The sequence below is a fragment of the Bradyrhizobium sp. MV1.5 genome (assembly GCF_055807615.1).
Window position 1 is genome coordinate 1 of the sequence record NZ_JBVVPL010000055.1, and the last position, 23,422, is coordinate 23,422.

General features: G+C 63.0%; 23 protein-coding genes and 1 tRNA gene. 11 read left to right on the forward strand and 13 right to left on the reverse strand.

Translation table 11 applies throughout. The features are described from left to right. Positions 1 to 342: 342 nt before the first annotated feature. The 6 genes from ugpB (at position 343) to AC0L2J_RS31255 (ending at position 5,620) form a co-directional block, all read left to right on the forward strand. Complete coding sequence (gene ugpB / locus AC0L2J_RS31230) at positions 343 to 1,659, forward strand: sn-glycerol-3-phosphate ABC transporter substrate-binding protein UgpB (RefSeq protein ID WP_473395553.1); 1,317 nt, start codon at positions 343 to 345, stop codon at positions 1,657 to 1,659. Between the two features lie 47 nt (positions 1,660 to 1,706). Next, entirely contained in the window at positions 1,707 to 2,588 is an 882-nt protein-coding gene (gene ugpA / locus AC0L2J_RS31235; protein ID WP_007603953.1) for a sn-glycerol-3-phosphate ABC transporter permease UgpA, read from the forward strand. Then, the gene (ugpE, locus tag AC0L2J_RS31240) at positions 2,588 to 3,436 is read left to right on the forward strand and encodes a sn-glycerol-3-phosphate ABC transporter permease UgpE (RefSeq protein ID WP_473395554.1); all 849 of its coding nucleotides are present in this window, start codon (positions 2,588 to 2,590) and stop codon (positions 3,434 to 3,436) included. Before ugpA ends, ugpE begins: the two co-directional genes overlap by 1 nt. A gap of 5 nt (positions 3,437 to 3,441) precedes the next feature. Next, entirely contained in the window at positions 3,442 to 4,530 is a 1,089-nt protein-coding gene (locus AC0L2J_RS31245) for a sn-glycerol-3-phosphate import ATP-binding protein UgpC (RefSeq protein ID WP_473395555.1), read from the forward strand. Positions 4,531 to 4,870: 340 nt separating this feature from the next. Beyond that, on the forward strand, positions 4,871 to 5,296 hold the full coding sequence (locus AC0L2J_RS31250) for an Hsp20 family protein (protein WP_007598583.1): 426 nt from the start codon (positions 4,871 to 4,873) through the stop codon (positions 5,294 to 5,296). 51 nt (positions 5,297 to 5,347) lie between these two features. After that, positions 5,348 to 5,620 carry a BQ00720 family protein gene (locus AC0L2J_RS31255; RefSeq protein ID WP_007598581.1) on the forward strand — a complete coding sequence of 91 codons (273 nt, stop codon included), beginning with the start codon at positions 5,348 to 5,350 and terminating at the stop codon, positions 5,618 to 5,620. Positions 5,621 to 6,045: 425 nt separating this feature from the next. Here the strand turns inward: AC0L2J_RS31255 and AC0L2J_RS31260 are convergent, their stop codons facing one another. From AC0L2J_RS31260 to AC0L2J_RS31300, 9 genes are all read right to left on the reverse strand, one after another. Next, the gene (locus AC0L2J_RS31260) at positions 6,046 to 7,071 is read right to left on the reverse strand and encodes a glycoside hydrolase family 5 protein (protein WP_473395556.1); all 1,026 of its coding nucleotides are present in this window, start codon (positions 7,069 to 7,071) and stop codon (positions 6,046 to 6,048) included. Then, positions 7,068 to 8,468: an O-antigen ligase family protein gene (locus tag AC0L2J_RS31265; protein ID WP_473395557.1), complete on the reverse strand. Its 1,401-nt coding sequence runs from the start codon at positions 8,466 to 8,468 to the stop codon at positions 7,068 to 7,070. The genes AC0L2J_RS31260 and AC0L2J_RS31265 overlap by 4 nt, the downstream gene beginning before the upstream one ends. A 176-nt stretch (positions 8,469 to 8,644) precedes the next feature. Beyond that, complete coding sequence (gene ptsN / locus AC0L2J_RS31270) at positions 8,645 to 9,106, reverse strand: PTS IIA-like nitrogen regulatory protein PtsN (protein WP_027514736.1); 462 nt, start codon at positions 9,104 to 9,106, stop codon at positions 8,645 to 8,647. 238 nt (positions 9,107 to 9,344) lie between these two features. Then, complete coding sequence (gene hpf, locus AC0L2J_RS31275) at positions 9,345 to 9,950, reverse strand: ribosome hibernation-promoting factor, HPF/YfiA family (RefSeq protein ID WP_473395558.1); 606 nt, start codon at positions 9,948 to 9,950, stop codon at positions 9,345 to 9,347. An 80-nt stretch (positions 9,951 to 10,030) separates the two neighbouring features. Continuing rightward, on the reverse strand, positions 10,031 to 11,644 hold the full coding sequence (rpoN, locus tag AC0L2J_RS31280; RefSeq protein WP_473248912.1) for an RNA polymerase factor sigma-54: 1,614 nt from the start codon (positions 11,642 to 11,644) through the stop codon (positions 10,031 to 10,033). Positions 11,645 to 11,734: 90 nt separating this feature from the next. Next, complete coding sequence (gene lptB, locus AC0L2J_RS31285) at positions 11,735 to 12,745, reverse strand: LPS export ABC transporter ATP-binding protein (protein ID WP_473395559.1); 1,011 nt, start codon at positions 12,743 to 12,745, stop codon at positions 11,735 to 11,737. 265 nt (positions 12,746 to 13,010) lie between these two features. Next, positions 13,011 to 13,721 carry an LptA/OstA family protein gene (locus AC0L2J_RS31290; RefSeq protein ID WP_473395561.1) on the reverse strand — a complete coding sequence of 237 codons (711 nt, stop codon included), beginning with the start codon at positions 13,719 to 13,721 and terminating at the stop codon, positions 13,011 to 13,013. A gap of 5 nt (positions 13,722 to 13,726) precedes the next feature. After that, positions 13,727 to 14,455, reverse strand: a complete 729-nt coding sequence (gene lptC, locus AC0L2J_RS31295; protein WP_473395562.1) for an LPS export ABC transporter periplasmic protein LptC — start codon at positions 14,453 to 14,455, stop codon at positions 13,727 to 13,729. A 144-nt stretch (positions 14,456 to 14,599) separates the two neighbouring features. Further along, entirely contained in the window at positions 14,600 to 15,214 is a 615-nt protein-coding gene (locus AC0L2J_RS31300) for a ribonuclease D (RefSeq protein WP_007603964.1), read from the reverse strand. A 730-nt stretch (positions 15,215 to 15,944) separates the two neighbouring features. Between AC0L2J_RS31300 and AC0L2J_RS31305 the strand changes: the two genes are divergently transcribed. Beyond that, entirely contained in the window at positions 15,945 to 16,406 is a 462-nt protein-coding gene (locus AC0L2J_RS31305) for a lysozyme inhibitor LprI family protein (protein ID WP_231171013.1), read from the forward strand. A gap of 168 nt (positions 16,407 to 16,574) precedes the next feature. On the opposite strand, the gene AC0L2J_RS31310 is transcribed toward AC0L2J_RS31305, so the two are convergent. Then, positions 16,575 to 16,661 (reverse strand) — tRNA-Leu (locus AC0L2J_RS31310). Positions 16,662 to 16,824: 163 nt separating this feature from the next. On the opposite strand from AC0L2J_RS31310, the gene AC0L2J_RS31315 reads away from it, so the two are divergent. Then, positions 16,825 to 17,790, forward strand: a complete 966-nt coding sequence (locus tag AC0L2J_RS31315) for a complex I NDUFA9 subunit family protein (protein ID WP_473395563.1) — start codon at positions 16,825 to 16,827, stop codon at positions 17,788 to 17,790. Between the two features lie 100 nt (positions 17,791 to 17,890). Here AC0L2J_RS31315 and AC0L2J_RS31320 read toward each other — a convergent pair whose 3' ends face one another. Beyond that, entirely contained in the window at positions 17,891 to 18,697 is an 807-nt protein-coding gene (locus AC0L2J_RS31320) for an undecaprenyl-diphosphate phosphatase (protein ID WP_007603967.1), read from the reverse strand. 170 nt (positions 18,698 to 18,867) lie between these two features. On the opposite strand from AC0L2J_RS31320, the gene AC0L2J_RS31325 reads away from it, so the two are divergent. The 3 genes from AC0L2J_RS31325 (at position 18,868) to AC0L2J_RS31335 (ending at position 21,696) form a co-directional block, all read left to right on the forward strand. Further along, the gene (locus AC0L2J_RS31325) at positions 18,868 to 19,560 is read left to right on the forward strand and encodes a glutathione S-transferase family protein (protein WP_007598553.1); all 693 of its coding nucleotides are present in this window, start codon (positions 18,868 to 18,870) and stop codon (positions 19,558 to 19,560) included. After that, positions 19,509 to 20,699 (forward strand): tRNA epoxyqueuosine(34) reductase QueG, encoded by a 1,191-nt coding sequence (queG, locus tag AC0L2J_RS31330; protein ID WP_473395565.1) that lies wholly within the window; start codon positions 19,509 to 19,511, stop codon positions 20,697 to 20,699. The genes AC0L2J_RS31325 and queG overlap by 52 nt, the downstream gene beginning before the upstream one ends. Positions 20,700 to 20,898: 199 nt before the next feature. After that, complete coding sequence (locus AC0L2J_RS31335; protein WP_473395566.1) at positions 20,899 to 21,696, forward strand: acyl-CoA thioesterase domain-containing protein; 798 nt, start codon at positions 20,899 to 20,901, stop codon at positions 21,694 to 21,696. A 16-nt stretch (positions 21,697 to 21,712) separates the two neighbouring features. Here the strand turns inward: AC0L2J_RS31335 and AC0L2J_RS31340 are convergent, their stop codons facing one another. Both AC0L2J_RS31340 and AC0L2J_RS31345 read right to left on the reverse strand, forming a co-directional pair. Further along, positions 21,713 to 22,177 carry a nuclear transport factor 2 family protein gene (locus AC0L2J_RS31340; protein ID WP_473395567.1) on the reverse strand — a complete coding sequence of 155 codons (465 nt, stop codon included), beginning with the start codon at positions 22,175 to 22,177 and terminating at the stop codon, positions 21,713 to 21,715. Positions 22,178 to 22,361: 184 nt separating this feature from the next. After that, positions 22,362 to 23,198 (reverse strand): alpha/beta hydrolase, encoded by an 837-nt coding sequence (locus AC0L2J_RS31345; protein ID WP_063992199.1) that lies wholly within the window; start codon positions 23,196 to 23,198, stop codon positions 22,362 to 22,364. Between the last annotated feature and the right edge of the window lie 224 nt (positions 23,199 to 23,422).

Genomic DNA, 23,422 nt, shown 5'->3' on the forward strand with positions numbered 1-23,422 from the left:
CCATCCCCAGATCCTCTTCAAACGTCTCTTAGAGAATCGCAGATTCGCGATTTACGCAAAGCTCTCGCTTGCGGGAGCGGTTTTCGAACCCGCAGCGGCATCGGCGATCTTCCACTGCCATTCCGCGATGACGTCCAATGCCGCACTGCGGCGCGGGCGCTCCGTGCACCGCGAACGGAGGACGCTGCGCGCGCGGCATTCGCCTATTTGACGGCTTCCCTTTTGCCGCGCTTGCCGCTTTCGTTTCGGCCGCTTACACAGTCATGTGAACGTCATATGGCGCTGCTAGCGCAAGCGATCATTTTTGACGGCCCAAGAGAACGGCCAAGGGAGGTTTACTTGATGGCTCTTAGACACTTTGGAGCGGCTGCCGCTGTTGCACTCACGGTGGGACTATCGGCCTCGCCGGCCCTGGCCGTGACCGAAATCCAGTGGTGGCACGCGATGACCGGCGCCAACAACGACGTCATCGTCAAGCTCGCCACCGACTTCAACGCGTCGCAGAGCGACTACAAGGTGATCCCGACCTACAAGGGCAACTATCCCGATACGATGAACGCCGGCATCGCGGCGTTCCGCGCCGGCAACGCCCCGCACATCATGCAGGTGTTCGAAGTCGGCACCGCGACCATGATGGCCGCGACCGGCGCCGTGAAGCCCGTCTACAAGCTGATGGCCGACGCCGGCGAGAAGTTCGATCCCAAGATCTACCTGCCCGCCATCACCGGCTACTATTCGACGTCGAAGGGCGAGATGCTCTCATTCCCCTTCAACTCGTCCTCGACCGTGATGTGGGTCAACCTCGACGAGCTCAAGAAGGCGAACGTCGAGATTCCGAAGACCTGGCCCGAAACGTTCGAGGCCGCCAAGAAGCTGAAGGCTGCCGGTCATGACACCTGCGGCTTCTCCGGCTCCTGGGTCACTTGGGTCAATCTCGAGCAGCTCTCCGCCTGGCACAACGTTCCGCTCGCCAGCAAGGCCAACGGCCTCGACGGCTTCGACACCGTGCTCGAATTCAACGGACCGCTTCAAGTCAAGCATCTCGAAACCCTGGTCGAGCTGCAGAAGACCAAGACCTACGACTATGCAGGCCGCACCAACACCGGCGAGGGTCGCTTCACCTCCGGCGAATGCCCGATCTACCTGACCTCGTCGGCGTTCTTCGGCAACGTCAAGGCGCAGGCCAAGTTCAACTTCACCGCCGTGCCGATGCCCTATTATCCCGACGTCAAGGGCGCACCGCAGAACTCGATCATCGGCGGCGCTTCGCTCTGGGTCATGGGCGGCAAATCGGCCGAGGAATACAAGGGCGTCGCGAAATTCCTGACCTTCCTCTCGGACACCGATCGTCAGGTCTATATCCACAAGGCCTCGGGCTATCTGCCGATCACGAAGGCTGCTTATGAGAAGGCCAAGGCCGAGGGCTTCTACAAGGATCAGCCCTATCTCGAGACCCCGCTGCTGGAGCTGACCAACAAGGAGCCGACCGAGAATTCGCGCGGTCTGCGCCTCGGCAACATGGTTCAGTTGCGTGACGTCTGGTCGGAAGAGATCGAGCAGGCGCTGGCCGGCAAGAAGACCGCCAAGCAGGCGCTGGATTCCGCCGTCGAGCGCGGCAACACGATGCTGCGGCAGTTCGAAAAGACCGCCGTCAAGTGAGGCAATGAGCGGCAGGCCGCGACCCGGCCTGCCGCCCTGCTGGCATCATGCAAAAGCAAGCCATTTTCCAGTCAAGGCTGTTACCGTACGCGCTGGTTGCGCCGCAGCTCGCGATCGTCCTGATTTTCTTCTATTGGCCGGCCCTGCAGGCGGTGATCCAGTCCTTCCTGCTCCAGGACGCCTTCGGTCTGTCGACCACCTTTGTCTGGTTCGAGAATTACATCGAGCTGTTCAAGGACGCGGCCTATTTCGAGGCGATCGTCCGGACCTTCTTGTTCTCGTTCGCCATCGCGGTCTCGTCGCTATCCTTCGCGCTGCTGCTCGCCGTGATGGCGGACAAGCCGCTGCGTGGCTCGATGCTCTACCGCACGCTCCTGATCTGGCCCTATGCGGTGGCGCCACCCGTGGTCGGCGTGCTCTGGATATTCATGCTGCATCCCTCGCTCGGGGTGCTCTCGCGCTATCTGCGCAACATGGGCATCGACTGGAATCCGCTGCTCGACGGCGACCAGGCCGCGGCGCTGATCATCCTCGCCGCCGCATGGAAGCAGATCTCCTATAATTTCCTGTTCTTCCTCGCCGGCCTGCAGGCGATTCCGAAGAGCGTGTTCGAGGCCGCCGCGATCGACGGCGCCCGTCCGATGCGGCGGTTCTGGACCGTGACTTTCCCGCTGCTGTCGCCGACCATCTTCTTCCTGCTGGTGGTCAACATCGTCTACGCCTTCTTCGACACGTTCGGCATCATCGACACCATGACCCGCGGCGGTCCCGGAACGTCGACGGTCACGCTGGTCTACAAGGTCTATTCCGACGGCCTGCTCGGCGGCAATCTCGGCAGCTCGGCGGCGCAGTCGGTGATCCTGATGGTCATGGTGATCGTGCTCACCGGAATCCAGTTCCGGTTCGTCGAACGCAAGGTGACCTACTGATGGTCGAGGAAGAGGGCTTCCGGCGCTACATCGCGCATGCTATTTTGTGGATCGGGATCGCGGTCGTCGCCTTCCCGGTCTACATCGCGTTCGTCGCCTCGACCCAGGACAACGCGCTGATCGCCAACGGGCAGATGTCGCTGCTGCCGGGCGGTCATTTCTTCGAGGTCTACTATCAGACCATTTTCGTCGGCACGAGCGGCTCGACCCGCGAGCCTGTCGGCAACATGATGCTGAACTCGCTGGTGATGGCGCTGCTGATCGCGGTCGGCAAGATCGCGATCTCGATCATCTCGGCCTATGCGATCGTCTATTTCCGCTTTCCGTTCCGGATGCCGATCTTCTGGATCATCTTCATCACGCTGATGCTGCCGGTCGAGGTGCGCATCTATCCGACCTACAAGATCGTCGCCGATCTGCACATGCTGGACAGCTATGCGGGGCTGTCGCTGCCACTGATCGCCTCGGCCACCGCGACGCTGCTGTTCCGCCAGTTCTTCATGACGGTGCCGGACGAGCTGCTGGAGGCCTCGCGCATCGACGGCGCCGGACCCTTGCGCTTCTTCTGGGATACGCTACTGCCGCTGTCGCGCACCAACATGGCGGCGCTGTTCGTGATCCTCTTCATCCTCGGCTGGAATCAATATCTCTGGCCGCTGCTGATCACCACCCGCGACGACATGCAGACTATCCAGGTCGGCATCCGCAAGATGATCACCACCACCGACGCGCTGACCGAATGGCCGATCGTGATGGCCACCGCCGTGCTCGCGATGCTGCCGCCGGTGTTCGTCGTCGTCGTGATGCAGAAACTGTTCGTGCGCGGACTCGTGGAGACGGAAAAGTAGATCCCATGGCTAACGTCACCCTGCGCAACGTCCGCAAGACCTATCCCGGCGGCTTCGAGGCCATCAAGGGCGTCAACGTCGATGTCGGCGACGGCCAATTCTGCGTGCTGGTCGGCCCCTCCGGCTGCGGCAAATCGACATTGCTGCGCATGGTCGCAGGCCTCGAAACCGTCACCGGCGGCGAGATCGACATCGGCGGCCGCATCGTCAACCAGATCGAGCCCGCCGACCGCGACATCGCGATGGTGTTCCAGAACTACGCGCTCTATCCGCATATGAGCGTCTTCAACAACATGGCCTACGGCCTGCGCAACCGCGGCATGAAGGAGGCGGAGGTCAAGACCCGCGTCGACGAAGCCGCGCGCGTGCTCGAGCTCACATCGATGCTGGAGCGCAAACCGCGCCAGCTCTCCGGCGGCCAGCGCCAGCGCGTCGCCATGGGCCGCGCCATCGTGCGCCAGCCCAAGGTGTTTTTGTTCGACGAGCCGTTGTCCAACCTCGACGCCAAGCTCCGCATCGCGATGCGGGTCGAGATCCGCAAATTGCAGCGCCGGCTCAACACCACGTCGATCTACGTCACCCACGACCAGCTCGAGGCGATGACGCTCGCCGACATTCTCGTGGTGATGAATGGCGGCCAGGTCGAGCAGGTCGGCAATCCGCTCGCGATCTACGAGAAGCCGGCGACGACCTTCGTCGCCTCCTTCATCGGCGCGCCGCCGATGAACCTGATGTCGACGCGGCCCGAGGAGATCCGGTCGCAGCTCGCCGGCAGCGGCGCGGCTGACGCCGGCATCCTCGGCATCCGCCCGGAAGACTTCGTCATCACCGACCAGACCCCGGTCGACGGCGTCGTCTTGCCGCTCACCGTGGAAGCGATCGAGCGCGTCGGCGCCGAAACCTTCGTCTATGGCACGCGGGCTCAGGACGAGCAGCGCATCGCCGCCAATCCCGGCGAGCTGCCGCCCGGCGAGGTCATCGTCCGCATTCCCGGCTCCGAGGCGCCGCCGATCGGCGAGAAGATCCGGGTCGCGGCAATGCGCCAAAAGCTGCATCTGTTCAGCGGCGACGGCCGGACGCGGCTAGAGGCCTGACCGGTTCCGCAGGCCCGTCGATTAAAAAACGCGAAAACAACCCCATGCACAGTAGAAGGGGGTTTGTTTTCGTTGAGAGAATTCGGCCGGCTAACTCGTCGTCATGCCCGGGCTTGTCCCGGGCATCCACGTTCTTCACGCGCGAGTAAAGGTCGTGGATGGCCGGGACAAGCCCGGCCATGACGATGCGGAAGCATCGGTGCACGTAAGCGGAAATGGCCAATCCACAGCCCCCGGCTACGTCCTTGAACCTACACGCGGATATGCCCATATTGCTGATCAAGGGGTGCCTGTACGGGCCCTGATGCACCAAAGTCGCTTCGAGAGGACTTTGTAAACTATGTCTCGTGTTCCCACGCTTTCCAGTCCGTTCCTTCTGGGCTTCGACGAGATCGAGCGCGTGCTCGATCGGGTCGTCAAAGGCGCCGACGGTTACCCTCCCTACAATATCGAGAGGTGCGACCGGTCGGAGGGCCAGCCCGAGCGTTTGCGGATCACGCTGGCGGTCGCCGGATTCACCCGCGACCAACTCGATGTAACCATTGAGGAAAACCAGCTCGTCATTCGCGGACGGCAGCAGGACGACAAGACCCGGCAATACATCCATCGCGGCATCGCCGCGCGCCACTTCCAGCGCACCTTCGTGCTGGCGGAGGGGATGCTGGTGCTGGGTGCGGATCTGAAGAACGGATTGCTGGCGATTGATCTTGCCCGGCCGGAACCGGAGAGGATCGTTAAGACAATCGCTATCAATGAGCACGAATAATGGAACGAGTAGCGGACTCGACCGCTTAGTTTCTGTGAAGGAGTCGAGACCATGAGTGAAGGTCACGTTGCGTTCGAATACGAAGCCAAGAACGTCTCGCCGGAGACGCTGGCAACCCTCGGCGAAGGCCATATCGCCTATGTGAAGCAGATCCGCTCCGAGGATGTGCCGGGCCTGTTTCCCGAAGCGCCGAAGATCGCGCCGGGCCTCAAGCTCTTCGCGCTCCACGCCGCCGACGGCACGCCGATCATGCTGACCGACAGCCGCGAAGCCGCGATCGCCAACGCCTGGAGCAATGAGCTGCAAGCGGTGAGCGTGCACTGAGCGCACGCACGTCGCGGGAATAGGGTTTCAAGCGGGCATGCCTTCGCAGGAAGGCGTGCCCGTTTTGCTTTGGGCGATACACGCCTATCCTCGCTGGAATGTGGCGCGCGAAATACTTCGTCGACGAGCGTTGGCATCATTTTTAGTAACGCGGGAGTCGCTCGCCAATGAGGGCGCTATGAGTCAAATCGACTCATTCGCGCATCAATACTGCCGCGCAACAGCTGCGCCATAGCGCGGTGAGAACAGACGACGGCGGTGCCGAGTTCATCGCGGGGTCGAATCGATCGAGAGGCGTGCGTCTCTCATTGCGAGGAGCACTTGCGACGAAGCAATCCAGAATCTTTGCGTGGCAAGATTCTGGATTGCTTCGCTGCGCTCGCAATGACGCTGTGTGCGGCGATAGCTCGCGTCCCGGATGCACCTCAACGCCCGGCCGGAAGCAGTGCCCGCAGGATGTCCGGCTTCCAGGCTTGACGCGCGCTGTCGAAGGCCGCGAAATCATGATCGAACTGCCAATAGGCCCACGCCCAGCCAAGCCGCTCTGCGCTCCGCGCCACGAATGACAGATATCTTGTCCGTGCTTCGGCTGGAGCGGCCTCGTACACGCCAAACTCGCCGAGATAGATCGGGCGCTTTTCTCTTTGGGACCAGGACCGAATCTTCTCGAAATCGGCGCGGGCCTTCTGTTCATCCTCCGGGGTACCCCAGTCGAGCGGGCCGATTCGCGAGAATGTGGGCGACCACGGTGCGCCCTGATGGGTGAAACGGATCGGAGCGTAATAGTGAAACGTGACGATCAGATTCCGGTCATCCGACGGGAGGACCAGGTCCTCGACCGGCATCTCGTCGACGTTGAGAACCGAAGCGATGACCGTCCGCCGGGGATTGGTGGCGCGGATGATGCCGAGGCACTCGTTCAAAAGGCCGTTCCAGCCGGTGGACGTCATCTGCCCGCCCGGCTCATTGAGGACCTCGAAGACAAGCGCTGGATATTTCCCGGCATAGCGCGCGGCGATTTGGGTCCAGAACGATTTCAGCTTATCTGTGCACTCGGAGATGTCGCGCTGACAAACATGGGTATCGTGCTCGTCCAGGATCGGGATGAGGTTTCGGGCGAGCACTTGCTCGATGACGCCATCGAGCCGCCTCAAGACGACTTCATCCATTATCTTCTCCGGGTCCATGAATTTGAAGCCGAAGAAATTGATCCGAACGTGCGAGAACCCGGCGCGTCTGATCGCAGTGAGGTTGTCCAGACGAAATGGCGCGTTTCGGCCTCCCTCCCAGACGCCGTCGTAGCCGAGGATGTTGATGCCGCGCCCCAATTTTTTTGGAGGGGGGAGCGTGTTGGCCTGCCCGGCTGCCTCGGTCCGGAAGCAGATCGGAAGCACGGATAGTGCCAAGACAAGACGAAAAGCTACCGTCCAGCGGACGCGGATGGCATTCATCCTGTTTGCCCCGTCATTGCTGCAGGCCCCTGCTGCGGCACCGGCCTGCACACTGCGAAGAAGAATGCGACGAGCAGCACCGACGTGAACATTGTCGAGCGAAGAAACATCGTCTCCGTGAAATTCGATTGAAAGCTCAGGACGACGAAGCCGATGATCAGCGCGCAGTGATAACGATCGATCGACCGGGTGGCGATCAAATAGAGCACCTTTTCCGAGAACAGATAAACGCTCGTGACGAACAGCAAATATCCCAGAAATCCAGTTTCAATCGCGACCGCGATATAACCGCTATGGTAATTGTCGAGCACCCAGCCATGATTCTGGTTGAAATAGTCGTAGATCGCGGGGCGCGTCCAGAATCCGTTGATGCCGAAGCCCAGCAACGGCGCATCGTTGAAATGGCTGATGGCGTACTGCCAAATGAAGGTCCGCTCGGTCAAATCGACGGTCGCCTCGCCGAGATGGATGGAATCGTACCCCGTCACGTAAAAATACAGCATCAGCAGAGCGGCCAGGATGCACATGATGAGTGGCAACACCGCATAGATTTTCATGCAGCGGATCGACCACATGGAAGTCACGAGCAGGCCGCCCGCCGCAAATGCGACAGCGCCGGCACCACGCGACTCCGAGGCGATGACGCAGGTCGATGCCAGAATAAACGACACGAGGAATGCGATCCATCCCTGCCCCGTGATCTTCTGATAACAGGCAAAGAACATCAGATATGCGCTGATAAAGCCGAGCGTCTGCTTCGATTCGTAGATTCCTTGCCACTGGCCGTTGTGCATCCAGCTCTGGTCGACGCCGATCTCGGGCACGAAGACCGCGCACAACGCCGAGGCGGCGACCAGAATGAACAACCCGAGCGCCGTGGATCCGACGATCTCGTCGATGTCGATACGCGTGATGAGGCAATACGCACCGAAAGTCGTCACCACAAGTGCAGCGCTCTTCATGATCGCTGCGATGGAAAGCGTGGTCCAGAGAACGGAAATGGCCGCGAGGGCATAAAATGTGACCAACGCGATGAGATCTGGATTGGGCTGGATCCGGACGCACGGCCGTACGAAGATACTGGCATAGATCGAGACGATCCACATCAGCAGCGCGACCGCCTGCTGCACATAGCTCCACTCTGAAGGTAGTAGTGCGGGATGAAGAACACCCATTGATGCGATCACGTTGACGGTGATCGAGCTGCGGATCACGTTTCTGGCCAGCCGTTCCACGCCCGCGCTTGGCGCTTTCCAGATCGCGCTTTCATATGCATCGGAGTCCGCCGCGGTGTGCAGGGCGGCGCCGGGCTTACCACCCTGAAGCACGGCCGCTGGCCGCTCTTCCGCCGCGGCACCGATGTGCAGCGGCGCCCTTCCATTCCCAGTCACGTGCATTCAGTCCACAACTGCGAACGGCCCTTGTTAGGGCCGCCCCATATGCCCCACGTCTCAAACGGGAAGATATTCGCGTCTTCTACCTTTGAGATCAAGATGAGCATGACGAGATTGCTGCGTGCCGCGCAATCCAGGTGCCAGAATCGATCGGGCCTTATCCTGCAAGAAGGAGGGAGTTACGCCGCGGTCGCCGGCGGCAGGGCCAGCACCGAATAGATCGCCTGGGCATCGCGCGAGGCGCGGAGCTTCTTGGCGATGTCCTGGTCGCGGAGCAGGCGGGCGATGCGGGCCAGCGCCTTGAGGTGATCGGCGCCGGCGCCTTCGGGGGCGAGCAGCAGGAAGACGAGATCGACCGGCTGGCCATCCATCGATTCGAAATCGATCGGACGATCGAGACGGGCGAACAGGCCGAAGATCTTTTCCAGCTTGGGCAGCTTGCCATGGGGAATGGCGACGCCGTAGCCGACCGCGGTGGTGCCGAGCTTCTCGCGCTGCAGGAGCACCTCGAACACGGAACGCTCGTTCTGCCCGGTCAGCTCGGCGGCCTTGGCCGCGAGTTCCTGAAGCGCCTGCTTCTTGCTGTTGACCTTCAATGCCGGGAGAATCGCCTCGGGCGCGACCAGATCGGTAATCGGCATGGAAGTCTTCCGAGGTGAATGAAAACGTCAGGTTCCGAATTGGCCAGCCTGGACAAAGAACCTGGGCGGGCCGACGTCGAGAAGTTGAAGCAGGAGGCGGACTTAGCTCGCCCCTGATGTGGGGGGCTTCTACTCCAACGCAATCCCGGTGCCAACTCCCGCGTGCAGCTTTGCCCCGGTCATTGTTAAGGCGGAAAGGGGCCCCGGGCGCCGGGCCGCAGGGTGTCGCCCAGCGGCCTTAGGCCTTGCCATCCGTCTTGACCCCCGGGGGATCGATCCAGCCGACATTGCCGTCCGCCCGGCGGTAAATGATGTTCACCCGGCCCGAGGAACCGTGCTGAAACACCAGGCAGGGCGCCCCGCTGAGGTCGAGTTCCATGACCGCTTCGCTGACGGACAGCGGCTTCAGCGAGGTGGTGGCCTCGGCGATGATGACGGGGCTGTAGCCGGTGATTTCGTCCTCGTCCTCACCTTCGCCCGGGGCCTCCAGCACGTAGCTGGTGGCGTCCATGGCGGCCAGCGCCGCGGAGGCGACATGGGCCTTGCGGGCGGAGCGGTCCTTGAGCCGGCTCTTGTAGCGCTTGAGCCGCTTCTCGATCATCAGCAGCGCCTGGTCGGCACTGGCATAAGCGTCCGGTGCGTTCGAATCGGCCTCGAGCGTAATTCCCGAATCAAGATGCAGCGCACAGTCGGTGCGGAAGCCGAAGCCGTCCTTGCTCAGCGTGATGTGGCCGGAATAATTGCCATCGAAATATTTGCGCAGGACCTCTTCAGTCCGGTCGGTGACGCGGCCGCGCAGGGCCTCGCCGACGTTGACGCTCTTTCCCGAGATGCGGAGAGTCATGTGAACCTCGCTTGGTTCGTGCCTGGCCAGGATCGGGCCCGATAGCAGATCGAGAGTAGCGCGATTTGGCGCCGGCGCAATCAGGCCGGTTCGGGATTGCGGGAGCGATCGGCCATGGCGGTGGAGAGGACGTTACCAAGAGCGCTCTGCTTGTCGCGACGGCGTTGCACCGAGGAAGGAATGCGCATGGCTTCGCGGTACTTCGCGACCGTGCGGCGGGCGATATCAATGCCCGAGCCGCGCAAGCGTTCCACGATGGTGTCGTCGGACAGGATCGCGGACGGCGCCTCCGCATCGATCAGTTGCTTGATGTGGTGACGCACGGCTTCGGCCGAATGCGCCTCGCCGCCGTCGGCCGATGCGATCGAGGCCGTGAAGAAATATTTCAGTTCGAAGGTGCCGCGATTGGTCGCCATGTATTTGTTGGCGGTGACGCGCGACACCGTGGATTCATGCATCTGGATGGCGTCGGCGACGGCCTTCAGATTCAGCGGTCGCAGATGCGCCACGCCATGGGTGAAGAAGCCGTCCTGCTGGCGCACGATCTCGGTTGCGACTTTCAGGATGGTACGGGCACGCTGGTCGAGCGCGCGCACCAGCCAGGTCGCGTTCTGAAGCGCGTCGGTGAAATAGGATTTGTCGCCGTCCTTGCCGATCTTCTTCGAGAGCTGCGAATAGTAGGTCTGGTTGACCAGCACGCGCGGCAAGGTGTCGCTGTTGAGCTCGACATGCCAACCGCCATCGGGACCGGGGCGGACATAGACATCGGGCACCATGGTCTGGAGCCGGGCCGAGCCGAACTTCATGCCGGGCTTGGGATTGAGCCGGCGGATCTCGCCGATCATGTCGGCGATGTCCTCGTCGTCGACGCCGCAGACCTTGCGCAAGGCCGCGACGTCGCGTTTGGCGAGGAGATCGAGATGCTCGACCAGGGCCTGCATCGCGGGATCGTAGCGGTCGAGCTCGCGGAGCTGGATCGCCAGGCATTCGCTCAGATTGCGTGCGCAGACGCCGGGCGGATCGAATTTCTGCAGCACGGCAAGAACGTTCTCGACATCCTGTTGCGATGCGCCCAGCCGTTCAGCGGCCTGGCCGAGATCCGGGGGCAGATAGCCGGCCTCGTCGACGAGGTCGATCAGGTATTGGCCGATCATGCGCTGCGCGGCCCCGGTGAAGGCAACCGAGAGCTGCTCGGCGAGATGGTCGCCGAGCGTGGTTTCCGCGGCAACAAAGGCTTCGAGATTGTAGTCCTCGTCACCGGAGGCGCCGCCGCCCCATTCGGTATAGGTGGTCGGCGCCGCATCCTGGGCGTTGCGCGCGGCCGCCTCGGCCGGTTCCTCGGAGAAGACGTTGTCCAGGCCGGTGTCCATCGTCTGCTCGATCTCGGCGCGGGTGCCGAGATCCTTGCTCATCCACTCTTCCTGGCCGGGCTCGAAGGCTTCGCCCGGGCCGCCGCCCGGCTCGTCGTTGTGGCCGCCGTCGCTGTCGTTGAACTGGCCCGTTTCGGCCGGGCCCTCGCCCGCGGGCGGCTCGTCATTGGCCCGTTCCAGCAGGGGGTTACGCTCGAGTTCCTCTTCGACGAACGTCGTGAGATCGAGATTGGACAATTGCAGCAGCTTGATCGCCTGCATCAACTGCGGCGTCATGACCAGCGACTGCGATTGCCGGAACTCTAATCTCTGCGAAAGCGCCATGAAGCAAGAACCGATCCCAAAAGTTGGTCCGATTTTTGCTTATCCTAGTCCAAGCCCGATGTACACGTCTTGACGAAATCGAAAAACGGGCTAGAGGCGGAATTCCTCGCCAAGGTAAAGGCGGCGCACGTCCGGATCGGCGACGATCTCATCCGGGCTGCCCTCGGTCAGGATTTCACCGGCATAGACGATGTAGGCGCGATCGGTAAGGCCGAGCGTCTCGCGCACATTGTGGTCGGTGATCAGCACGCCGATGCCGCGGTTGGTGAGGTGGCGGACGAGGTCCTGGATGTCGCCGACCGCGATCGGATCGATGCCGGCAAAGGGCTCGTCGAGCAGCATGTAGTTCGGACGCGTCGCCAGCGCACGCGCAATCTCGACGCGCCGCCGCTCACCGCCGGACAGCGCGATCGACGGCGATTTCCGCAGGCGCGTGATGTTGAATTCGTCGAGCAGCGAGTCGAGCTGCTGCTCGCGCTTCTTGCGCGAGGGCTCGACCACTTCGAGCACGGCGCGAATGTTCTGCTCGACGGTGAGGCCGCGGAAGATCGAGGCTTCCTGCGGCAGATAGCCGATCCCGAGCCGCGCGCGCTGATACATCGGCAGCTTGGTGACGTCGTGGCCGTCGAGCTCGATCGCGCCGCGATCGGCCTTGATCAGGCCGGTGATCATGTAGAACACGGTGGTCTTGCCGGCGCCGTTGGGGCCGAGCAGGCCGACCGCTTCGCCGCGGCGCACATAGATGCTGACGCCGCGCACGACCTGGCGGCTGCCAAAGCTCTTTTCCACGCTATGCACAGCCAGGAAGCCCGGGCGCTTCAAGAGCTGAGGCCCGCCGGCGCCGTTGGGCCTGCCGGCAGCCCTGACGGGATGAACCGCCTGGGCCCGAGGCTGCTCGGCCTGATAGTCGCCTTGATAGTCCCCTTGGAACTGATCGGGCGCATGCATCGGCTGGTTACGGGCGATCGGCGGCGCGTCCCTGACCGGGCTGGCCACGAGACCACCGACGCTGTCACCGAGCGCGGTGATGTCCTGGCGCGCAAATCCTGGCCGGCCGCGTTTGGCGGGGCGCCGACGGAACATGCTGAAGAGATCGACCATCCCCGCCTTCTAGCCTTTCGCGACGATCCTGCGCGGTCTTCGCGCGATCTGCCGCGCCGGCCTCAGGATTCGCCGACGCAGCATGAATGAAGGGATGTCTCATGCCCAGTGAAACACGCCCGAAAAGCGGCGAACCCCGCTCGAAAGCCCTTCGCGCTAGATACAGTCTCGGCGGGCAAGCTTCAACCTCGGATCGGGCGTGATCCACCCAAGCACCTGGAATCGCTCTTCAAATTTACTTTGGCGGACTTGGGCTTACGTTGATTTATTTGGGCTTGGTTGCGCCAGGCAATTGCAGAGGTCCCGCGCCGGGCTTGGCCGCGCCTCCGGATCCGCAATCATTGCCGCCGCCCTGGGGCAGCAGCGCCTGCACTCGGCCGCTGTCGGATTCCACCCGCGACACGCCCGTGGTCATGTCGACCGCCAGCCGGTCGCCGCGCAGCACGTTCTTGCATTGCGTCAAGACGACGCCGCCGAGCATGGTGATGAGGTTGGTCCTGGTGTCGAACACGGCGGTCTCGCCCGTCACCACCTGGTCCTTCTGCGTGACGACGACATTGCCGCGCGCTTCCAGCCGCTTGATCGAGGAGTTCCCCCCCGGCCCCGGCGTCGCCGACTGCATCGGCGCCCCCTTTGCCGTCTTCGCCGCAGGCTGCGGCGTGGCCGGCTTGTCGCCGCCCGAATCGTAAAACACCACCAGCGTCTTCGAGGTCATGGTGGTGTCGCCCTGAATGACCTTCACATTGCCGGAGAAGGTCGCTTCCTTTTTCTTGTCGCGCATCTCGAGCGAGGCGGCTTCGATCTGGATCGGCTGATCGCGGTTCTGGGAGAAGCCCTGCATCGCGTTGGGCACGCCTTGCATCGTGCTCTGCGCGATGGCCGCACCCGTCGCGATCAGTGCGATGCCGACGGCGAGCGCGGTCGCACCAGGGATGACGCGCCGCTTGTCATTGTTGCGCGGAAAGAACCTGATCATGAAATTCACTTTGAATTGGCGGACTTGTTCTGGGGCGTACGTGTCTTCGCCGCCGGCGCAGGCTCGGATGGCGCAGGCTGAGCGGCGGCAGGGTCGTCCAGCTTGTCGAGGTGCATCACCACATTGCCTTCGAAGCGGATGACGTCGCCGCCCTCCGTGATCCGCAGCCGATCGGCGGTCAGCGTTCCGTTGGTCAGCTTGACGTCGACATGCTCGTCCGAGGAGACCGTGCCCTTGCCCATGTCGACGAAGGCCGAGTTCAGTCGCGCCTCGTAGCCGCTCGAGGTGCGCAGGAAGATGTCCTTGTGCAGGTCGAGCTGCTGCTGCTTGTTGTCGAACCTTCCGGTGCGGGCATCGAGGAACAGCGTCGATTGATCTTCCATCAGCACCTTCGCGCGCAGATCGTGGAGATCGACATGATCGGGATCGGTGATGTCCTGGGTCGCGGTCTTGGCCCAGAGCTCGTAGGGCCGCTGGTCCGGCGTGAAGCCGGACATGTGCGGTGATTCCATCGTGATCTTGGTGCCTGTCACCACGAGATTTCCGGAGTCGAGCTTCACGGGAATCTGGAAGGGGTTGAAAATGGTCGAGATGAGGACGAGCAGACCCATTGCCGCAGCTACTGTCGCCGGCACCGCGATGCGCAGAATCCGGACCAGGCGGCTGTGGCGCGCCGCGCTGGCGAACTTCGCCGCAAGCGCGGCATCATAGGTGACATTATGGGCCGAATTCACCTGGGCTCCTGAGGTGTCGCTCGCCTTGTCCGGCTGGCGGGCGCCCCATTGTAGCCGGCAACGCCAGAATATGCAGCCAGCGACAGGCCGTTACGAAAGTGTCTGAAACGGGGCGACCGCCCCACCTGGCCGCCACCCGAAACGCTAGGAATGCGCGAAAATGTCCTCTTCGGCCCAGCCCTGGAGATCGAGCAAAGCGCGGGTCGGCAGGAAATCGAAACAGGCTTTGGCCAGCGCCGTGCGGCCTTCCCGCACCAGCATGGCATCGAGCCGCTCGCGCAAGCCGTGCAGATGCAGCACGTCGGAGGCGGCGTAGGCGAGCTGCGGCTCGGTCAGGCTGTCGGAACCCCAATCGCTCGATTGCTGCTGCTTGGAGAGGTCGACATTGAGCACCTCGCGCACGAGGTCCTTGAGGCCATGGCGGTCGGTATAGGTGCGGATCAGGCGGGAGGCGATCTTGGTGCAGTAGATCGGCCCGGTCATGACACCGAATGTCTGGTACAGCACCGCGACGTCGAACCGCGCAAAGTGGAAGATTTTCGTGTTGGCGGGATTGGCCAAAAGGGCCTTCAGGTTCGGCGCGTCGGTGTGACCCTTCGGGATCTGCACCACGTCCGCGCTGCCGTCGCCGGGCGAGAGCTGCACGACGCAGAGCCGGTCGCGATGCGGGTTCAGGCCCATGGTCTCGGTGTCGATCGCCACCGCGCCGGTGTAACGGGACAGATCGGGCAGGTCGCCGCGGTGCAGGCGTACGGTCATGGCGTTTCAAACCTCAGTCGAATCGATGCGCCTAGGCAGGCTAATCCCCGGGACAGACGCTGGCGAGGGCCGGCCGCGATGTATCCGCTGGCAGCCGCCGGCGCAAGCATCCGGCGCGGCTGGCCATACAGAGCCGCGGCGCTACTCGTCATTATCGTTCGTCATTGTGTTTTGGTTCGCTAGCCAAACCGGATTGCGGGCTGACGTAAACGGTCTCGTAAGCGCCGGTGTATTGCTCGCGCCAGCCTCGCCGCTCCACCTTGCACGCGGACTCGCCGACGCAGGCCGGACCAGGCCGGGCTCTGACGTGTTCGATCGGCTCGAAGCTGGATTGGCGGTCCAGACGGACGGCAAATGATCCTCACCGTCACCGCTGAGGCAGAGCCCGTGCGTGCCTTGACCGGTCCCGCCGTCATTATTCGTCAGCGTAGCTCCTGTTCCACATTCAGGTGAACCAACGCTGGGCCTTCGATGACCAAAGTTGCATGTATCACCTATTGGTCGAAAATCTCGTGAGTCAGGTCAAGGCGCATTCAAAGGCATTGATTGGAGAGGGCGTAGCCGAAGCCGCATACCCCCTCGTTTTCCCTTCGCACTCGCCGTCCGGCCCTTTCGCCACAGCCGCCGGTCTACCGTCTCGCTGAGCTTCGTGCGCTCGCAGTGGTATTGTGTTCCCTATTTTCGATGCGCCGAACGGAGATCTCCAATGAAGCTCAAACTTGCCGCCGCGATGCTCGCCGCAAGCCTCCCGCTCGCATCGATGGCTTTCGCCCAAGGCACCGCGCCAGCCGACCTTGCGGTGATCGATGGCTGCCTGAAGACCGCGGAGAAAACCGGCGGTTTCGGCGGCGCGTGCGTCGGGCTCGTCGCCGACCCCTGCATCAAGGCGGCAAAGGGCGCGAATGACGACGTCGCCAAATGGAAAGCCTGCGCGGCGCGCGAACTCGCCATTTGGACGCAGAAAACCAGTGAGGCGCTAAAGAAGGTTCAGGCCGGCGGGTTCGCCGACGTGATCCAGGCGGTCAATGACTCGCAGAAAACTTTCGCCGCGTCGCGTGATCGCTTCTGCGCGGCCTTCGACAAAGTCGAGCCCGGCATGTACCCGGGCGACGCGAGCTACTGCCGCCTGCGCGAGACCGCGAACCGCTCGCTGAGCCTGATCAAGCTCGGCGCCGCGGTCAACGAGCACTGAGATGCCTGAGCGACTGAAGCCAGCCGCCTCCAGATCGCCTGCGATCCGAGCCGCCCCGACGAGCGATGTAGGCCATTCGGTACGCCATGAGCGCCGTGCCTCGGTTTTGTGTACCGGTCAGCAGCTCAAATTCCCTGCAAAAGCGATTTCAATCGCTTGAGTAGGAGATGGTGCCCAGGAAAGGACTCGAACCTTCACGGCCGTTAAGCCACTGGCACCTGAAGCCAGCGCGTCTACCAATTCCACCACCTGGGCATGCCGGTTAGGCACGGAGGCGGTTACTACGGTTCGGTGACGCGGTTGTCAATTCATGCTTGAACCCCGTTTCGGGATGCGGATTGCGCATCGCAAACCGGCCCGATACAAGCCTGACGAGACGCACTCATCCCGCAGGATATGGACCCCAGGAATGGATCCCATGGCATCGAATCTGGACACGCTCGTCACGGTTTTCGGCGGATCGGGGTTTTTGGGCCGGAATGTCGTCCGCGCGCTGTGCCGGCGCGACTACCGGGTCCGGGTCGCGGTGCGGCGGCCGGAGCTGGCCGGGTACCTCCAGCCCTCCGGCAAGGTCGGGCAGGTCCACACCGTGCAGGCGAACGTGCGCTATCCGGCCTCGATCGAGGCGGCGCTGCGTGATTCGCATGTGGTGATCAATCTGGTCGGCATCCTCGCCGAGGGTGGCGCGCAGAGCTTCGATGCCGTCCAGGCCAAGGGCGCCGAAACCATCGCCAAGGCGGCCGCGGCCGCGGGGGCACAGCTGATCCATGTCTCGGCGATCGGCGCCGACGCGGAATCGCCCTCGCGTTATGCCAGGGCCAAGGCGGCCGGCGAAGCCGCAGTCATGGCCGCGGTGCCGTCGGCGACGATCTTCCGCCCCTCCGTGATGTTCGGCCCCGAGGACCAGTTCACCAATCGCTTCGCTGCGCTGGCGCGGATGTCGCCGGTGCTGCCGCTGATCGGCGCCGACACCAGGATGCAGCCGGTCTATGTCGGCGACGTCGCCACCGCGGTCGCGGATGCCGTCGACGGCAAGGCCAAGGCGGGCGCAACGTACGAGCTCGGCGGCCCGGAAGTGCTGACCATGCGCGAGATCATCGAGGCCATTCTCGAGATCGCCGATCGCAAGCCGATGCTGATGCCGCTGCCGTTTGGCCTGGCCCGCTTCAAAGCCAACTTCCTGCAATTCGCGCCGGGCGCGCTGAAGCTGACGCCGGACCAGGTCACGCTGCTCGCGCGCGACAATGTCGTATCGGACGCGGCGAAGGCCGCTGGGCTAACGCTGGAAGGCCTCGGCATCACGCCCGACTCGCTTGAAGCGATCGCCCCGCAATATCTCTGGCGCTTCCGCGCCGCCGGGCAATTCCAGCGCAAGAGCGCGTAGGTTTTTTTACCTCTCCCCGTAAGAACGGGGCGAGGGAGTGACCGCAGCCGCGGCCTTAGTGCGAATTTCCGCTTCTTAGCGCGTCGACCTCTTCAGAAGTTTACCGTCCCAGCGCCAGCGCGATCAGGCCGAGCGTACCGACGATCACGCGCCACCAGGCGAACACCACGAAGCCGTGGCGGGTGACGTATTCCAGGAACGTCTTCACCACGATGATCGCGGTGACAAACGACACCACGAAGCCGATCGCGACGATGCCCATGTGGTCCATCGTCATCTCGGAGCGGTTCTTGTAGAAATCGTAGGCGAACGCGCCGATCATGGTGGGGATGGCGAGGAAGAACGAGAACTCCGCCGCCGCGCGCTTGTCGGCCCCGAGCAGCATGGCAGAGACAATGGTTGCGCCGGAGCGCGACACGCCCGGGATCATTGCCAGACACTGTGCGATACCGATGTAAAGATACATCAGCAGCGGAAACCGGGTGGCGTCGTGCTCGCGCGCCTTGAGATCGAGCTTGTCGACCCAGAGCAGGATGGCGCCGCCGACGATCAGCGAGAAGCACACCACCCACGGATTGAACAGCATGCTCTTGATGTATTTGCCGGCGACGAGACCGACGACGACAGCAGGCAGGAACGCCACCAGCACGCCGATCACGAAGCGGCGTGCGTAGGCGTCGCCCGTGAACATGCCGATCGCGACGTCCCACAATTTCTTGAAATACAACACGACGATCGCCAGGATCGCGCCGAGCTGGATCAGGACCGTAAACGAATCCCAGAACGCACCCTCGCCGAGATGGAAGAAGCGCTCCGCAAGCAGCAAATGGCCGGTCGAGGACACGGGAAGGAACTCGGTCACACCCTCGATGATGCCGAGGATCACCGCCCGGATTGCATCTGACATATTTACGGTCCATTTCGGCTGGAAAAGCGGGGCTCTTCTCGCCCATCCGCTCCCTTGCTGCAATCGCAAAATGCGGCGTCGCGCCCTTGCTTCGCGGTTTTGAATGACTAGTGTGGCGCCGCACAAAACATTGATGGATTCTTAAGCACCATCACATAGTCAAAGGCTTCATGTTTACGCTGTTTCATCATCCGTTCTGCCCGCACTCGCGGTTCATCCGCCTGATCGCGGGAGAATACGGGCTTGAGCTGAAGCTGATCGAAGAGCGCAGCTGGGAGCGGCGCGAAGCGTTTCTGCTGCTCAATGCGGCGGGCACGACGCCCGTCCTGGTGGACGACGAGCAGCCGCCGATCCCGGGCGCGGCGATCGTCGCCGAATATGTCGATGAGGCCTATGGCTCCGAGATGGGACTGAAGCGCCTGATGCCGGACACGATCGGCGAGCGCGTCGAGGTCCGCCGGCTGATGGCCTGGTTCAACGAAAAGTTCTTCGAGGAAGTCTCCCACCCGCTCGTCACCGAGCGCATCTACAAGCGCTTCATGAGCGAGGACAACGGCGGCGGTCCGCCCTCGGCCGACGTGATGCGCGCCGCCAAGGCAAATGTGCGCTATCATCTTGCCTATATCGGCTGGCTGGCGCAGACGCGTAATTTCCTCGCCGGCGACCGGCTCAGCTACGCGGATCTCGCCGCCGCGGCGCACCTCTCGGCGATCGACTATCTGGGCGACGTGCCATGGAGCGAGGACGACGCGGCAAAGGCCTGGTACGCGCGGGTGAAATCCCGCCCGTCGTTCCGTCCGCTCCTGAGCGAATGGCTGGCCGGCGTGCCGGCGTCACGGACCTACGTGGACCTCGACTTCTGAACTCCGATCCGACCGAACTGAAGACGGCGCTCGCAAACGAGGCACGCGCGCTCGGCTTCGACTGCATCGGCATCACGGAGCCCGGCACGATCGAAAGCGCCGGACAACATTTTCTCGAATTCATCGCGTCCGGCGGCCATGGCGACATGGACTGGCTCGCTGCGCAGCCGGAGCGCCGGGTCGATCCACGCGGGCTGTGGCAGGACGTGCGCAGCGTCATCATGCTCGGCGTGAATTACGGCCCCGACCAGGATCCGCTCGCGATCCTGCAACAGCGCACGCGCGCGGCGATCTCGGTCTATGCGCAAGGCGACGACTATCACGACCTCATCAAGAAGCGCCTGAAGACGCTGGCGCGATGGCTGGTCGCGACCGCAACTTCTGAGGTGAAGCCTTGCGAAGTGAAAGTGTTCGTCGACACCGCGGCCGTGATGGAGAAACCGCTGGCCCAAGCCGCGCATCTGGGCTGGCAGGGCAAGCACACCAATCTGGTCTCGCGCGAATTCGGCTCATGGCTGTTTCTCGGCGCGATCTACACCACGCTGGAGCTGCCGCGCGACGATTCCGAGATCGATCATTGCGGCTCGTGCCGGGCGTGTCTCGACATTTGCCCGACCGCGGCCTTTCCCGCGCCCTACAGGCTCGATGCGCGGCGCTGCATTTCGTATCTCACCATCGAGAACAAGGGACCTATCCCGCGCGAATTTCGTAAGGGCATCGGCAACCGCATCTATGGCTGCGACGATTGCCTCGCCGCCTGTCCCTGGAACAAGTTCGCGCAGGAGGGCCGTGAGGCCAAGCTCGCCGCACGTGACGCTTTGCGCGCGCCAGGTCTCGCCGAGCTCGCGCGGCTCGACGACGCTGCGTTTCGTGCGCTGTTCACGAAGTCCCCGGTGAAACGCATCGGCCGCGACCGCTTTTTGCGCAACGTGCTGATCGCGATCGGCAACTCCGGCGATGCGGCACTGGCGGACGAGGCGCGGCGATTGCTGGAGGATGACAGCGCGCTGGTGCGCGGGGCTGCGGTGTGGGCGCTGGCGCAGTTGATGCCTGATGAAGAGTTCGCGGCGTTGAGGACCGAGGCGATTGCTGGCGAGAGCGACGAAAGCGTGCGTGAGGAATGGCGCGCCGCCTCCTAGCACTCCGCTGTCATGCTCCGCGAAAGCGGGGCATCCAGTACGCCGCGGCCTCTCGATTGAACCACAGCCGTCTCGGAGTACTGGATCGCCCGGTCAAGCCGGGCGATGACACCGTTGTTGTGATGAGAGCGCTTCGCGCTCCTCACCATGAGGGTTGGGGACCTTGATTTCCCCACACGTTCCTTCAAGCTCGCCCGTCATGACAAACATGCCTTTCTTCACCCGCGACGGCGACACATTCCACCCGACGGAAGTCGCCAACGGCCCGTGGGATCCGAAATCACTGCACGGACGCGTCATCGTCGGCCTGCTCGGCTTCGCCATCGAGGAACGCCATTCCGGTCCTGAATTCGTGCCGGCGCGGTTGACCGTCGATATGTTTCGGCTGCCGACCATCGACAAGCCGATCGAGGTGACGACACGGCTGGTGCGCGACGGGATGCGCATCCGCGTCGTGGAAGCAGAGTTCTTGTCCGGCGGCGTCGGCATGGCGCGCGCCTCGTGCCAGCTGTTGCGGCGGACGCAGAATCCGGACGGCAATGTCTGGTCGCCGCCGAACTGGGACGCGCCGAAGCCGGCCGACATTCCCAAGCCGACCGATCCCAGGCTCGGCATGAACGGCAAATGGACCACGCGACCGATCGTCGGCCAGATGGGCTCGCTCGGGCCACGAAAACTCTGGATGAGCGAGGTGCGCGAGCTGGTCGCAGGCGTGCCGATGACGCCGTTCGTCCATGTCGCCACCGGCGCCGACTTCGCCAGTCCGTTCGCGAACGCCGGCGACAAGGGGCTCGGCTACATCAACAGCGACGTCACGATCTATCTGCACCGCCTGCCGGTGACGAACTGGATCGGCTTCGAGGTGGTGAACCACCATGCCACCGACGGTGTCGCGATCGGCGAATGCTGGCTCTATGACGAGCAGGGCCCGATCGGCACCGCCACGGTCGCGGCGCTGGCGCAGCGCAAGCCGATGGTAAATCCGTCGAAGCGGTAAGGACGCCGAACGACGGCTAACCCAAGTGTCGTTTCATTTCCGGCCGCGCCTTGAGCTCGGCGCCCTGCCTGGCGATGATCTTGGCTATGCGCTCCGGCGCAAACTTCAAATCGACAAACGCCGGCGCGGTGTTCGCGACCTCGTGATAGCTGACGATCCTGCCGTCGCGAAGCGTCATGATCGCAACGCCCTCGAACATCGCCCGCGCGCCATTCGCCTCCGGCAAGGTCGAGCGATAGCTGAACGTGTAGCGCGCATAGAGCGTGATGCCGTTCGACACCGGGTCGTGCATGTCCCAGCGGAAGTCGGTCGCCGTGCGATAGAACCAATCGTCGATCATCGCGGCGATCTTCTCGCGGCCGGCGAAGGCGCCATAGAACACGTCGTGATAGACGCCGTCCTCGGTGAAGAGATCCGCGAAGGCTTTTCCGTTGCGTTGTTCGACGGCGTCGCAGAAGGCACGCAGCATGGCGGTAGTCATATTTCCTCCAGTGCTTTTTATTGTGCCCTCGCCCCTTGCGGGAGAGGGCAGCTCCGCTCGTTGACACGCATTCACTTGGGTGAGGGGTATGTCTCCGCGAATGCGACACTCGCGTTTGCGGAAGCAACCCCTCATCCGGCGCTGCGCGCCACCCTCCCCCACAAGGGGGAAGGAAGACAGCACTTCACCCGATCTCGGCCACGGCGGCAAGAATGCGGGCGATGTCCTGCGGGCGCGAGAGGCGGTGATCGCCATCCTGGATCATGGTCAGCACGACGTCGTCGGCCGGCAGGCGATGGGTCAATGCGAACGCGTGCTGCCAGGGCACGTCAGGATCCTGCGCGCCTTGCAGGATGCGGACGGGACAGCCGAGATCGATGGCGCTGCCGAGCACGAGATGGTTGCGCCCCTCCTCGATCAGATTCCGCGTGATCGGATAGGGCGAGCCGTCGCCATAATCCGATGGTCTCAGCCAGACGCCTTTGGTCTCGATCTCTTTCTTTACCGCGGCCGGAAAATTCTTCCACATCAGCTCCTCGGTGAAATCGGGCGCCGGCGCGATCAGCACCAGGCCCGCCAGCGAGGCTTTGGCTTGCTGTTTCTCTTGCCGCTTTTTGATCTCGCGCGCGAGCAGCAGCGCCATCCAGCCGCCCATGGACGAGCCGATCAGGATTTGCGGGCCGTCGCAGAACCGCTCAAACACCGCGACGCTTTCCTCGAGCCAGCGCCCGATGGTTCCGTCGACGAAATCGCCGCCGGATTCGCCGTGGCCGGAATAATCGAACCTGACCACGGCGCGGCCGTGATCCCTGGCCCATTCGTCCAGCGCGACGGCCTTGCTGCCCTGCATGTCCGATTTGAACCCGCCGAGCCAGACCAGCCCCGGTCCTTGAGCAGATTCTTGACCAGATTCTTGATCAGATTTTTGGGCCGCGCGGCGGCGCACCGCGATCCGGCGCGCGGACGGGCCCTCGCCCACATCGATGAAGTCGAGCACGGCATCGGGAATTGGCTGATTCATGGAACGTTTACTCTGGCTGTGCGGTTTAAGCTGTCCGGACGTGCTCCGCAGCGCAGCCGAACGTCGGCATTTGCCCTTTGGGACGCTTGCGGAACAGAAGCAAGGTGTCTATGTCGGTCTGCGTGCCCCGCCGTGGCCAGAATGCCTCGCATTTGAGGCTTTTTCGACCGCCGCACGAGCGATTGCTTGCCGGCAACCGTATCTTCCTGCAAAATAGCCGCCTC

Excerpts from the sequence above, each read along its gene's own strand:
- AC0L2J_RS31340 (WP_473395567.1), bottom strand. The coding sequence starts at position 22,177 with ATGACTACCGCCATGCTGCGTGCCTTCTGCGACGCCGTCGAACAACGC.
- AC0L2J_RS31260 (WP_473395556.1), bottom strand. The coding sequence starts at position 7,071 with ATGAATGCCATCCGCGTCCGCTGGACGGTAGCTTTTCGTCTTGTCTTG.
- AC0L2J_RS31305 (WP_231171013.1), top strand. The coding sequence starts at position 15,945 with ATGCTCGCCGCAAGCCTCCCGCTCGCATCGATGGCTTTCGCCCAAGGC.
- AC0L2J_RS31325 (WP_007598553.1), top strand. The coding sequence starts at position 18,868 with ATGTTTACGCTGTTTCATCATCCGTTCTGCCCGCACTCGCGGTTCATC.
- lptB (WP_473395559.1), bottom strand. The coding sequence starts at position 12,745 with ATGGTCGATCTCTTCAGCATGTTCCGTCGGCGCCCCGCCAAACGCGGC.
- hpf (WP_473395558.1), bottom strand. The coding sequence starts at position 9,950 with ATGACTCTCCGCATCTCGGGAAAGAGCGTCAACGTCGGCGAGGCCCTG.
- AC0L2J_RS31245 (WP_473395555.1), top strand. The coding sequence starts at position 3,442 with ATGGCTAACGTCACCCTGCGCAACGTCCGCAAGACCTATCCCGGCGGC.
- rpoN (WP_473248912.1), bottom strand. The coding sequence starts at position 11,644 with ATGGCGCTTTCGCAGAGATTAGAGTTCCGGCAATCGCAGTCGCTGGTC.
- AC0L2J_RS31335 (WP_473395566.1), top strand. The coding sequence starts at position 20,899 with ATGACAAACATGCCTTTCTTCACCCGCGACGGCGACACATTCCACCCG.
- ugpB (WP_473395553.1), top strand. The coding sequence starts at position 343 with ATGGCTCTTAGACACTTTGGAGCGGCTGCCGCTGTTGCACTCACGGTG.
- AC0L2J_RS31250 (WP_007598583.1), top strand. The coding sequence starts at position 4,871 with ATGTCTCGTGTTCCCACGCTTTCCAGTCCGTTCCTTCTGGGCTTCGAC.
- AC0L2J_RS31300 (WP_007603964.1), bottom strand. The coding sequence starts at position 15,214 with ATGACCGTACGCCTGCACCGCGGCGACCTGCCCGATCTGTCCCGTTAC.
- AC0L2J_RS31345 (WP_063992199.1), bottom strand. The coding sequence starts at position 23,198 with ATGAATCAGCCAATTCCCGATGCCGTGCTCGACTTCATCGATGTGGGC.
- ugpE (WP_473395554.1), top strand. The coding sequence starts at position 2,588 with ATGGTCGAGGAAGAGGGCTTCCGGCGCTACATCGCGCATGCTATTTTG.
- ptsN (WP_027514736.1), bottom strand. The coding sequence starts at position 9,106 with ATGCCGATTACCGATCTGGTCGCGCCCGAGGCGATTCTCCCGGCATTG.
- AC0L2J_RS31320 (WP_007603967.1), bottom strand. The coding sequence starts at position 18,697 with ATGTCAGATGCAATCCGGGCGGTGATCCTCGGCATCATCGAGGGTGTG.
- AC0L2J_RS31255 (WP_007598581.1), top strand. The coding sequence starts at position 5,348 with ATGAGTGAAGGTCACGTTGCGTTCGAATACGAAGCCAAGAACGTCTCG.
- queG (WP_473395565.1), top strand. The coding sequence starts at position 19,509 with ATGGCTGGCCGGCGTGCCGGCGTCACGGACCTACGTGGACCTCGACTT.
- AC0L2J_RS31290 (WP_473395561.1), bottom strand. The coding sequence starts at position 13,721 with ATGATCAGGTTCTTTCCGCGCAACAATGACAAGCGGCGCGTCATCCCT.
- AC0L2J_RS31315 (WP_473395563.1), top strand. The coding sequence starts at position 16,825 with ATGGCATCGAATCTGGACACGCTCGTCACGGTTTTCGGCGGATCGGGG.
- ugpA (WP_007603953.1), top strand. The coding sequence starts at position 1,707 with ATGCAAAAGCAAGCCATTTTCCAGTCAAGGCTGTTACCGTACGCGCTG.
- AC0L2J_RS31265 (WP_473395557.1), bottom strand. The coding sequence starts at position 8,468 with ATGCACGTGACTGGGAATGGAAGGGCGCCGCTGCACATCGGTGCCGCG.